Genomic DNA, 10996 nt, shown 5'->3' with positions numbered 1-10996 from the left:
CCGGCCGAAACCCCAAGTACGTCCAGTACGAGGGCTTCCGGCCGCCACGCCGAGAGCACGCACCAAACGCCGCTCCTCAACGGGCAAACGTTGCCTGCCGCGGCACTAGCGCTGAACGCCGGGGCCCTGACGGGAGTCGCATTCGTGCACTGGCTGATCGGGCAGTCGCTCTACGAACTCAACAAGCTCTGCCCCTACTGCGCCGTCGTCTGGCTCGCCACCATCGCCCTGTTCTGGTACGTCACCCTGCACTGCCTGGAACAGGGAATCGTCCCGGTGCCACGGGGCGTCCTGGAGGTCGTGCGGGACACACACTGGATGCTTCTCGCCGCCTGGTACGGGGTGATCGCGCTACTCGCACTCACCCGCTTCTGGCCGTACTGGAGCAGCCTGCTGTAACCGCTACCGCACTGCGCGCAAGCCGCTCGCAGGTCACACGGACGAAACGACCACGATCGGCTTCGCAGCGGGGCCGATAGGCCCTACGAGACGACCCTGTTGGGCTCTGCCTGCGTCGATCGCCGGTCGGTCACCGTAGCAGTGTGATGTTCAGGTCCGTCGCACCCGGAAGGATGAACGCAATGCTGAAACGCAGTGGCAGGGTGTGGCTCTGGCGCTGGCGGCGCAATCCGCTCAAGCGGCGGTCCGACATTGCCGAAGCCTGGATCGGCGTGGCATCGACGGCACTTCTGCTGCTCATGGTGCCCGTGGTGGGCGTGGTGGTGGCTGCCGTCGGCGAACGATCCGCTCTCGGTCAAGGGGAGGGTCTGCACCGCACTGCCGCGCGGCTTGTCGAAGACGCCACCGCGCCGCTGTCACGATTCTCCGGCATGGCAGACGACCACGTGCGGGTGACCGTGCGGTGGACGATGCCCGGCGGCTCCCTCAACACCGGTGAAGCCGCGGTGGCAGCGGGCAGCAAGGCGGGCTCGTCCACCACGGTCTGGCGCGACGACGCGGGCCGCCTTCACCCCGCCCCGCCCACCCCGGCCCAGGCCAGGTCGCAGGGAGCCGCCCTCGGCGCGGCCGCCGGGGCGGGCGTGTGCGTGATGGTGGTGGGCGGCTGGTGGGCCGCCAGGCTTCGGCTGGACGTACGTCGCACGGCGCAATGGGACCGGGCCTGGGCCGAGTTCGATGCCGATCGCGGCCACCGACACGCGTAACCCCCCCGGGCTGCACCAACCAGCCATCGTGGGAGGGGATTTCCGGCACCGCGGAGTCGTGGCGAGACAGAGCAGCGCCGCCCTGGATTCTTGCGCTTTCCCTGCCGGCCCCTCCACCTTGCGGAATAGGATCTCCCTCAAGGTGGAGTACGCGGTCAGGGGAACCTGTGTGCCACGCAAGGTAACCGAGCCTGCGGCTATCGAGGCCCTGACCAGCCGCGGAGCGCGCCCGATCGAGCCCTTCCCGGGGACGCGGCTTCACTGGATATGTCGTTGTCCGACGTGCAATGAAGTGAACGCGCCGGGCTACAACGACGTCGTGAACAAGAGAACCGGGATCTGCAACAAGACCTGCCGGTTCCTCAAGATCGCAGCCAAGCTCACCCGCGACGGGGCGCCGGCTGCCGCCGTCATGCTCACCTGGGGCTGGGACCCGCTCGAGGACTATCCGGGAGCGGGCAAGCCATGGCCGGCCAGATGTATCCACTGCGGGGTCATCAAGCCGAAGAAGCTGTCACACGTCCAGAACGGCCGCGGCGGCTGCACCAGTTGGGCCGGGCGCGATGTCACCGATGAGACCGCGCGGAAGCTGATGACGGATGCTGATCTGGAGCCCCTCGTCGGCTATCCGGGGTCTCTGCAACCTTGGCGTGTCGCTGTACGCGCTGCGGTCATGTCGGGACCCCCACCTAGGCGAAGGTCCGCGCCCGCGGTCACCCATGCTGGTCCTGCCGCTCGGAGAAGATCGCGGACGCGCTGCGGCTCGACGACGCAGAGGCCGTCGCCAGCATGTTGGAAAAGGGACTCGAACCGCTCGTTCCCTCTCCAGGCAGCACGGTGCTGGCCTGGAAGGCGCGCTGCCTCATCTGCGAGACGGTCCTGGCCCCCGGACCGGCGCTGCACAACATCCGGGTCCGGCAAGGAGGCTGCGCATCCGTGACGCGTGGGCGTTCGAGCGCCGGATCAAGGCGTGGGTGGGCGGCCAGGGAATTCCGCGGGCCCTGACCGCCGACCAGATGAAGTACGGCGGACACAGAGACCGCTCGCCTTGCCGACATCGACCTTCATCTGGTTCGGCAGTACATCGCATCCCTGACCGGCTGCCTGCCCTGGATCTCCGGAACAGCCCTGACTCCGTTTTCCGCGGGGCCAGGTGCAGGTCTCCGGGCCGAGGACCTCGTAGCGGATGTCCCGGGCCGGGAGGCCGGTCCGGAGCGACTGGTCCGTACAGCGCCAGGGAAGGGGGGGCCACCCCGGGGTACCGGGGGCCCGTCGGTCTCGGTCACACAACGTCGAGAACGTCTGCCAGCGGGCGGCGGGGCGTGGCCGGGCCGCGGGGGCCGTAGCCGAGCCGCAGCACCATCTGCACCTGACCGGTGCCCGAGCCAGGGTCACGGGCCAGCAGGCGCAGCTCGCGCTCCTCCAGGGCGTGGGAGGTCAGGGAGGTGGCCAGCCCACCAGCGCCCGGTTTGTCACATCTGATAGCAGATATAACCCAGCGTTTCGGCATCTTTGACGCGCAGTAACGGTCCGCCTGGCAGGCCAAACGCGTACACTACAGCCCTTTCGCGTTCAGTGCTAAATCCTGTCGGGAACCGGGTTCCCCGCTTCGCCGATCGCACGCCGCACCGGAACCCGCGCGAGCAGCGCGAAGCCGAGCACGAAGAAGACCACCAGCGAGATGATCGCGTCCCGGTAGCTCCCGGTCAGCTGGTAGGTGATCCCGAACAGCAGCGGCCCGAGCCAGCTCATGCCGCGGTCGCTCATCTCGTACGCCGAGAAGTATTCGGCCTCCCTGCCCGGCGGGATCAGATGGGAGAACAGGGACCGGGACAGCGCTTGGCTGCCGCCGAGGACCAGGCCGATCGCGGCGGCCAGGACGAAGAACCACACCGGCGCCCCGGCCGGCAGGAAGTACCCGGCCGCCAGCGTCACCGTCCACGCGACCAGCGAGCCGAGGATCGTGTGCTTGGCCCCGTACACCCGGGCGAGCCTCCCCATGGCCAGTGCGCCCGCCACCGCAAGCACCTGCACCAGCAGCACGGCGCCGATGAGGGTGGACTGTTCCAGGCCCAGTTCCTCGGAGCCGTAGACCGAGGCCTGGGAGATCACCGTCTGGATGCCGTCGTTGTAGACGAGGTAGGCGAGGAGGAAGGCGAGCGTCAGCGGGTGACGGCGCATGTCGCGGACGGTCGCCGCGAGCTGCCGGAAGCCCGGGAGGGCCGCCTCCCGTCCGGCGGTCCTGCGATCGCGCAGCCGCCGCAGCGGGACCAGGGCGAACGCGCCCCACCACAGGCCGGCCGACGCCAGGCAGATGCGGACCGCCGTGCTCTCGGAGAGGCCGAAGCGGTCGTGCCCGGTGTAGAGGACCAGGTTGGCCACGAGGACCAGCGAGCCCGCCGCGTAACCGAAGGCCCAGCCGCGGGAGGAGACCGCGTCCCGCTGCTCGGGCGGGGCGATCTGCGGCAGGTAGGAGTTGTAGAGCATCATCGCCACGGACTGCGCGGCGTTCGCGACGACCAGAAGCGCACCGCCCAGCAGGTAGCGGTCGCCGTCCAGGAAGAACAGGGCGGCCGTGGCCGTGGCCCCGGTGTAGGCGGCGGCCGCGAGGAGGGGCTTCTTGTGGCCGGTGCGGTCGGCGGCGGCACCCACCAGCGGCATCACCAGAACGGCTACGATCACCGACAGGGACACCGAGTACGCGAAGAAGGACCCGGCACGCACCGGGATGCCGAGGGGGTGGACGTATCCGTCGGCGTCGGCCGCCGACTTGGCAACCGACGTCAGATAGGGGCCCAGGAACACGGTGAGCACGCTCGTCGAGTAGGCGGAGCAGGCCCAGTCGTAGAAGTACCAGCCGCGCTGCTCACGCCTGCGCTCCGCGGACCCGTCGGCCGGCGGTGTCCGCACGGTGTCGTTGCCCACCCGTGCCCCTCGCTTCCCCGTGAACGCGCAGAGGGGACGGGCCCGGGGTCTCAGACCCAGACGCCGCGGTCCTCCATGACCTTGCGCAACGTGTCGATGTGATCGGTCATGATGCCATCCACGCCCAGGTCGAGCAGCCGGTGCATGCCCTCGGGTTCGTTGACCGTCCACACGTGCACCTGGAGCCCGCGTGCATGGGCCGCGTGCAGGAAGCGCCGGTCCACGACCTGGATGCCGGACTGGATCTCGGGGACCTGGGCGGCTATCGCCGAGCGGCGGACCGCGGCCGGCAGCCCCCAGGAGCGCAACCGCAGGTTGAGTACGCCCCGCGTGCCGTACGACGTGGCCAGGCGGGCGCCGGCCAGCCGCTGGGCGCGCACCACACGCGCCTCCGAGAACGAACCGAGACAGATCCGGTCCCAGGAGTCCGTCCGCCCGACCAGATCCAGGAAGGGCAGGAGGGCGGCCTCCGCCTTGACGTCCACGTTCCAGCGCACGTCGGGGAACGTCTCCAGGAGTTCCTCGAAGAGGGGGAGCGGTTCCCCGCCCGCCACGCGCGCCTGGCGGACCTCCTGCCACGGGAGGTCGGCGATCCGGCCCGCGCCGTCCGTCACCCGGTCCAGGGTCGCGTCGTGGAAGGCGACGAGCTTGCCGTCCCGGGTGGTGTGGACGTCCGTCTCGATGTACCGGTATCCGGCCTCGACCGCGCACCGGAACTGCCGCACGGTGTTCTCCAGGCCGTCCGCGGCCCCGCCCCGGTGGGCGAAGGCGATCGGGCCGGGATGGTCGAGGTAGGGGTGGCGTATCCGCGGGGTCACGGACGCAGTATCGCTCCTCGGGGTTGCCCGGTGGCAACGGTCGTGCTGCCGCCGGATGCCGGGGGGACGGCGAACACGCGCAGGAACGCCTGGGCGAGGGGGCCGATCGCCAGGGCGTACAGGAGGGTGCCGATCCCGACCGTGCCTCCCAGCGCGAAGCCGGTCGCCACGACCGCGAGCTCGATGCCCGTGCGGACCAGGCGGATCGAGACGCCCGTGAGCTGGTGCAGTCCTGTCATGAGGCCGTCGCGCGGGCCCGGTCCGAAGCGGGCCGCGATGTACAGGCCGGTCGCCGCGCCGTTCAGGACGATCCCCGCCGCCATCAGCGTGATGCGCGGCGCCGGGCCGTGCGCGCCGGGCACCAGGGCCAGCGTCGCGTCCATCGCCATGCCGATGACCAGCACGTTGGAGATCGTGCCCAGGCCCGGCCGCTGGCGCAGCGGGATCCAAGCGAGCAGCACCGCGGCGCCCACCAGCGTCAGCACGACACCGATCGACAGCCCGGTCTTCTCCGCGAGCCCCTGGTGCAGCACGTTCCACGGCTCCAGCCCCAGCCCCGACCGGACGAGCAGCGCCGAGCTGGCGCCGTACAGCGCGAGACCGCCGTAGAGCTGGACGAGCCGCCGGGCGAGACGCCCCCGTGTGGACATGATGTGCCCCCCTGTGGTGGTAGTGGACTGATGCATGACACCCTGTGGCTTGGATGGAGAGGTCATCCATGGCCAATCCGGGGAAGGTGGACTGATTTCGATGGCGGAGTGGACCTCGGCCGTGGGTGCCGCGCAGCTCGCCCGGCTTCTCAGCTCCCAGCAGGACCGCCCGGCGGGACCCGGCACGCGCCGGCCGCCGGCCTACCGCGCGCTCGCCGACGGCATCCGCCTGCTGGTGCTCGAAGGACGGGTCCCGGTGGCTGCCCGGCTGCCCGCCGAACGCGAACTCGCCCTCTCCCTGTCCGTCAGCCGGACCACGGTGGCCGCCGCGTACGAGGCACTGCGCAGCGAGGGGTTCCTGGAGTCCCGGCGGGGTGCGGGCAGTTGGACCGCCGTCCCGGCCGGGAACCCGCTGCCCGCCCGGGGGCTGGAGCCCCTCCCGCCGGAGGCCCTCGGTTCGCTGATCGACCTCGGGTGCGCCGCACTCCCCGCCCCCGAGCCCTGGCTCACCCGGGCCGTCCAGGGCGCCTTGGAGGAACTGCCGCCCTACGCGCACACGCACGGCGACTACCCAGCCGGACTGCCCGCGCTGCGGGCGATGATCGCCGAGCGCTACACCGCGCGCGGCATCCCGACCATGCCCGAGCAGATCATGGTGACGACCGGCGCGATGGGCGCGATCGACGCCATCTGTCATCTGTTCGCCGGCCGGGGCGAGCGCATCGCGGTCGAGTCGCCCTCCTACGCCAACATCCTCCAGCTGATGCGGGAGGCGGGGGCGCGGCTCGTGCCCGTCGCCATGGCCGAGGGCCTCACCGGCTGGGACATGGACCGCTGGCGGCAGGTGCTGCGGGACGCCGCGCCCCGTATCGCGTACGTCGTCGCCGACTTCCACAACCCGACCGGCGCGCTCGCCGACGACGACCAGCGGCGACGGCTGGTGGACGCGGCCCGGTCCGCGGGAACGGTGCTGATCGCCGACGAGACGATGAGCGAGCTGTGGCTCGATCCGGAGGTGCGGATGCCGCGGCCGGTCTGCGCGTTCGACCCGGCCGGATCCACCGTGATCACGGTGGGGTCGGCGAGCAAGGCGTTCTGGGCCGGCATGCGGATCGGGTGGGTGCGGGCCGCGCCGGATGTCATCCGCAGCCTGGTCGCCGCCCGGGCGTACGCCGATCTCGGTACGCCGGTCCTGGAGCAGCTGGCGGTGAACTGGCTGTTCGGCACCGGGGGCTGGGAGCAGGCCGTGGAGGTGCGGCGTGCGCAGGCACGGGCGAACCGGGACGAGCTGGTGACCGCGGTGCGGCGGGAGCTGCCCGAGTGGGAGTTCGAGGTGCCCCAGGGCGGGTTGACGCTCTGGGTGCGCACGGGGGGGCTGTCCGGTTCGAGACTGGCCGAGGCGGGGGAGCGCGTGGGCGTGCGGGTGCCGTCCGGGCCGCGCTTCGGGGTGGACGGGGCGTTCGAGGGGTATGTGCGGCTGCCGTTCACCGTCGGCGGGGCCGTGGCCGAGGAGGCGGCGGCGCGGCTGGCCGCGGCGGCGAGGCTGGTGGAGAGCGGTGCGGTGGGGAGCGCGGAGGCGCCGCGTACGTTCGTGGCTTAGGGGCGACGGGGAGTGTTGTGGCCGCCGGAATTGTGCATTCCCGGCGGCCACGAAGTCCGTCCCCTACTTCTCCTTGGTCAGGACCGGTACGGGCTTCGGCACGGGCTCCTCGGTCAGGACGAGGGTTGCGTCCGGCTGTGATTCCGGCGCCTCCGCAGCCACCGGCACGGCTTCCGGTCCCTCCTCCGTCGGTACCGGCTCCGGCTCGCCCTCCGACTGGTCCTCCTGCTCCGGGATCGTCTCCCCGTCCGCCGGGGTCGTGCGCGGTGGCAGGAGGTCCAGCACCGCCTCGCACAGCGCGTCGGGCGTGGCGTCGTCGTAGGGGTTCGGGGTGGCGGGGACCTGGAGGCGGTGGACCGGGCCGTTGCCCAGCCGGGCGTAGCCGCGGCCGGGCGGAAGCTCGTCGATCGGTGTCGTGTGCGGGGGTGCGCCCAGGACCGACTTGAGCTGGTCCGCCGCCGCGGGGCCCAGGACCACGCGGGCGCGGGTGTGCTGGCGTACCGGCTCGCTGAGGGCGTCCATGCTGTCCAGCTGGTCGGCCACGACCACCGTCACGTTCGCCGGGCGGCCGTGCCGGAGGGGGACCTGGAGGAGGAGCTGCGGATCCTTGCGGCCGTCCGTCGCGGCCAGGTGGGTGAACGCCGTCGGGCGGTCGAGGAGGATCCACAGCGGGCGCTTGGTGTCGTCGGGCGGCGGGTCGCCCGCCTGATGGGCCCGGTTGGCGGCGATGAGGCGGCGCTCCGTCTCGGTCGCCGCCCACTCCAGACTGGCCGTGACCCCGGCCAGCCCGGCCTCCACGGCCAGGACGCCGTCCCGGCCGGTCAGGCAGGCGTACTCGCCGGTGCCCCCGCCATCGACGATCACCACGTCGCCGTGGAGCAGGGCCTGCAGGGCGATGGACCGCAGCAGGGTGGAGGTGCCGCTGCCCGGCTGGCCGAGCGCCAGCAGGTGCGGCTCGGTGGAGCGCAGGCCTGTGCGCCAGACGACCGGCGGCACGTCCCGCTGCGTCTCCCCGTGGGTGAGGGGGAGGGTGCGCTGGACCCGGGTGGGGTCGGTGAAGCCGAGGACCGTCTCGCCGGGGATGGTGACGAATCGCTGGGCGGCGATGTCGACGGGCAGCGGCAGGAGCACTTCGACCGTCAACTGGTTGCCCTCCTCGTCCCACGTGAAGTGGTATTCGCGGCCCCGGCCCGACTTGGCCGCGAGGAGGTGTTCGATCCGGGCGCGGGCCTCGGCCTCGCCGTCGGTGAAGTACGCCGGGTAGCGGACCACCAGCTGGGAGATCCGGCCGCCGCCGTCGAACGCGTAGGTGGGGAACGCCTTGTCCCACGCGCCGCCGTGGGAGTACAGCGGCTCGGGGTCCTCGGCGGCGGAGAAGTACGGCACGAGCGCCTCGTACAGCGACTTCAGCCGCTGGGTCTGCGACTCGTCGGGCCCGTCGGACGCCGACGGAGAGCGGTCCCGGCCCTGCCAGGCCGCCGCCGCCATCAGGGTGATGGCGGCGAGCAGCGGTCCGTACGGCACCAGGGCCACGACCAGGACCACGGAGGCCGCCAGGAACAGCAGCGCCCCCCGTCTCTCCTTGGGGGTCTCGGCCCATCTGCGCCGCCCGGCCGCTGCCAGCCGGCGCAGACCCCGCGTGATCGTGATCAGCGGGTGGAGGACGTCCGTGGCGCTGTCGGCGGCCGTCCGGGCCAGCTCCCGGCTCCGGGCGAGCTGCGCGCTGCCGTTGCTCAGAATGCGGGGGAGGGGGCGCCGGGCCACTACTGCCTCCAGGGAGTGCGTACGGGCGGGATGCGTACGGGGAACGGGCTCGTCAGAACTTGATTCCGCCGAGGAGGCTCGCGAGGCTCTCGCCGCCCGCCTTGATGCTCGGGGCGATGGCCGTACTCGCCAGATAGAAGCCGAACAGCATGGCGACCACGGCATGCGACGCCTTCAGTCCGTCCTTGCGGAAGAAGATGAAGACGACGATGCCGAGCAGGACCACGCCTGAGATGGAGAGGATCATTTGAGTTCTCCTGGTTCGCGGGGACAGTCACCATGAGTACTTCCAGGCTCACAGGATGTATCCATACGATAAAAGGTGCAACTGGGTGAAATTCGGTTGATTTCCCCCGAGTGACGGAGTGGCCCCGGGTCCGGCGGAGCCGGTCTGTTGCGCTTGTCCGGGTCTGTGCTGATCTTTACCTCGGGCACATCGGGTCATGTGCCGCGCGAGCCAGTACCCTGGCGATTCACTCGTACGGCTGCGCCCTTCGCAGGCGTACGCCGGAGGCGATGCGTAGTGGAGAGGCGGTCCGTCCGATGACCGAAGTCCCCGACCCCGAGGTCGTGGAGCTGGCGACCAAGATCTTCGATCTGGCCCGGCGGGGACAGACCGAGGCGCTCGTGGCGTACGTCGACGCGGGTGTTCCGGCCAACCTCACCAACGACCGGGGCGACTCGCTCGTGATGCTCGCCGCCTACCACGGCCACTCCGACGCGGTGCGCGCGCTGCTCGAGCGCGGTGCCGAGGCCGACCGGATCAACGACCGGGGCCAGACCCCGCTCGCCGGAGCGGTCTTCAAGGGCGAATCGGACGTGATCAAGGCCCTCCTCGAAGGCGGCGCCGACCCGTCCGCCGGCACGCCCTCGGCGGTCGACATCGCTCGGATGTTCGGCCGGACGGAATTGCTCGAACTGTTCGGCGAGCACTGAACCGACAGATCTGACCAGCGAAGACACGGAAAACGGGGGAGGCGGTACAGGGCCGCCGAAATTTCGGTCGCGGTGGACGAGAGTGCCGAGTCATCATGACGACGTGGTTCACGGACGTGATGGCTGGGCAGATGTTGCCGCACCGCGCGGGCCGTGACGCGGTCCGCAAGGGCCACCGACGAGAGGCAGAGGAAGATGGTCTACAGCAAGCAGGAATCGGCGGGCACTCCGACGTGTTGTCGCGCGGCCAGGTAGTACACGTCCCCGGTTGCGTCGACGCTTGATGTGAGGCTGTTTCCCATGTTCGATCCGGTCATAGCGCCCAGCGGTACGCTGCTCGGCCTGCTTCAGCGGGGCCGCGGCGACGGCACGCTGCACGCGCTCACCGCCCCGCGCCCCGAGGCGCTGGCGGCGCTGAACCACTGTGTGCTGCGCGATCCCCGCCACGACTGGCAGGTGGAGAACCGCTCCCTCTACTACGCCCGCCTCTTCCTCGACCTCAACGGCGAACTGGACGAGGTCGAAGCCCATCTCTTCTGCGCCGAGGACGTCCTCGACGGCGACGAGTCACGCACCGGGCTCGCCCTCGCCGTCCTCGGGCACCTGGCCTCCTACGGCAGGCGGGACGCGCTCGAACTGCTGCGCAGGTACGCCGCCCATGGCTCCAACTGGGCCTGGGCCCTCGACGAACTGGCCCTCAGGGACGACGACGCGGGCCTGCGTGCCCTCGCCGCGCCCGTCCTCGCCCGGTTCCCCGCCGACCCGGAGGGCGATGCCGAGCTGGCCGCCACCGTCCGGGACGCCTTCGAGCCCCGGCCCTGGCGGCTGTGGGCCGAGGATCCGCGCGAATCCGTCGCCGCACGCGTGCGTGCCGCCCACGAGACGGGCTGTTTCGACCGCTGGCAGCGGCAGATGCGGCCATCCGGCCCCCGCCCGGGGTGGAGCGTGCAAGCCGTCTTCGAATGGGCCCAGCAGGGCATCGAGCGGGGTGCCGCCCTCCATGTGCCGGCCGCCCGCTGTCTCTCCGCGGTGGCGGGCCCCGAGAACCGGGCCGAGATCATCCGGACCGCACCATGAACAAGATCGCTCAGCGCGTCCAGCCCGTCATGAACGACGTCGAACTCGCCGCGCTGATCGAGG

The 10996-nt window shown here is 71.2% G+C and carries 9 protein-coding genes and 2 pseudogenes; 5 read left to right on the top strand and 6 right to left on the bottom strand.

Annotation, left to right across the window (positions count from 1 at the left end; genetic code table 11):
* Together ABZ281_RS19490 and ABZ281_RS19485 are read left to right on the top strand one after the other, a co-directional pair.
* Nucleotides 1-399, top strand: a 399-nt coding sequence (locus ABZ281_RS19490) for a vitamin K epoxide reductase family protein (protein ID WP_356657061.1), incomplete at its 5' end; no start/stop codon positions are given.
* A gap of 173 nt (nucleotides 400-572) precedes the next feature.
* Nucleotides 573-1163, top strand: coding sequence for a hypothetical protein (locus ABZ281_RS19485; protein ID WP_356657059.1), 591 nt, complete (start codon nucleotides 573-575; stop codon nucleotides 1161-1163).
* Nucleotides 1164-2445: 1282 nt separating this feature from the next.
* On the opposite strand, the pseudogene ABZ281_RS19480 reads toward ABZ281_RS19485, so the two are convergent.
* The 4 genes and pseudogenes from ABZ281_RS19480 to ABZ281_RS19465 form a co-directional block, all read right to left on the bottom strand.
* Nucleotides 2446-2619, bottom strand: a pseudogene (locus tag ABZ281_RS19480) (nitroreductase); the annotation flags it as partial.
* 122 nt (nucleotides 2620-2741) lie between these two features.
* Nucleotides 2742-4088, bottom strand: coding sequence for an MFS transporter (locus ABZ281_RS19475; protein ID WP_356657057.1), 1347 nt, complete (start codon nucleotides 4086-4088; stop codon nucleotides 2742-2744).
* A 50-nt stretch (nucleotides 4089-4138) separates the two neighbouring features.
* Nucleotides 4139-4906 (bottom strand): glycerophosphodiester phosphodiesterase, encoded by a 768-nt coding sequence (locus ABZ281_RS19470; RefSeq protein ID WP_356657055.1) that lies wholly within the window; start codon nucleotides 4904-4906, stop codon nucleotides 4139-4141.
* Nucleotides 4903-5592, bottom strand: coding sequence for a hypothetical protein (locus ABZ281_RS19465; protein ID WP_356657053.1), 690 nt, complete (start codon nucleotides 5590-5592; stop codon nucleotides 4903-4905). Before ABZ281_RS19465 ends, ABZ281_RS19470 begins: the two co-directional genes overlap by 4 nt.
* A 64-nt stretch (nucleotides 5593-5656) precedes the next feature.
* Between ABZ281_RS19465 and ABZ281_RS19460 the strand changes: the two genes are divergently transcribed.
* Nucleotides 5657-7156, top strand: a complete 1500-nt coding sequence (locus ABZ281_RS19460) for a PLP-dependent aminotransferase family protein (protein WP_356657051.1) — start codon at nucleotides 5657-5659, stop codon at nucleotides 7154-7156.
* Nucleotides 7157-7219: 63 nt separating this feature from the next.
* Here the strand turns inward: ABZ281_RS19460 and ABZ281_RS19455 are convergent, their stop codons facing one another.
* A complete protein-coding gene (locus ABZ281_RS19455; RefSeq protein WP_356657049.1) occupies nucleotides 7220-8920 on the bottom strand; it encodes a hypothetical protein in 1701 nt (566 codons plus the stop codon).
* Nucleotides 8921-8972: 52 nt separating this feature from the next.
* A complete protein-coding gene (locus tag ABZ281_RS19450) occupies nucleotides 8973-9167 on the bottom strand; it encodes a hypothetical protein (RefSeq protein ID WP_030843336.1) in 195 nt (64 codons plus the stop codon).
* A 296-nt stretch (nucleotides 9168-9463) separates the two neighbouring features.
* Here ABZ281_RS19450 and ABZ281_RS19445 point away from each other — a divergent pair, with 296 nt between their 5' ends.
* Nucleotides 9464-9856, top strand: coding sequence for an ankyrin repeat domain-containing protein (locus tag ABZ281_RS19445; protein ID WP_356657047.1), 393 nt, complete (start codon nucleotides 9464-9466; stop codon nucleotides 9854-9856).
* A 300-nt stretch (nucleotides 9857-10156) separates the two neighbouring features.
* A pseudogene (locus ABZ281_RS19440) lies at nucleotides 10157-10918 on the top strand (HEAT repeat domain-containing protein); the annotation flags it as partial.
* Between the last annotated feature and the right edge of the window lie 78 nt (nucleotides 10919-10996).

The sequence above is a fragment of the Streptomyces sp. NPDC006265 genome (assembly GCF_040613555.1).
GTDB lineage: Bacteria > Actinomycetota > Actinomycetes > Streptomycetales > Streptomycetaceae > Streptomyces.
The sequence above is the reverse complement of the archived record's forward strand: the minus strand, read 5'-3'. Positions and strand labels throughout refer to the sequence as shown.

What these genes read in the sequence shown, in the direction of transcription:
- ABZ281_RS19485 (WP_356657059.1), top strand. Translation starts at nt 573, where the DNA reads ATGAACGCAATGCTGAAACGCAGTGGCAGGGTGTGGCTCTGGCGCTGG.
- ABZ281_RS19465 (WP_356657053.1), bottom strand. Translation starts at nt 5,592, where the DNA reads ATGCATCAGTCCACTACCACCACAGGGGGGCACATCATGTCCACACGG.
- ABZ281_RS19460 (WP_356657051.1), top strand. Translation starts at nt 5,657, where the DNA reads ATGGCGGAGTGGACCTCGGCCGTGGGTGCCGCGCAGCTCGCCCGGCTT.
- ABZ281_RS19450 (WP_030843336.1), bottom strand. Translation starts at nt 9,167, where the DNA reads ATGATCCTCTCCATCTCAGGCGTGGTCCTGCTCGGCATCGTCGTCTTC.
- ABZ281_RS19445 (WP_356657047.1), top strand. Translation starts at nt 9,464, where the DNA reads ATGACCGAAGTCCCCGACCCCGAGGTCGTGGAGCTGGCGACCAAGATC.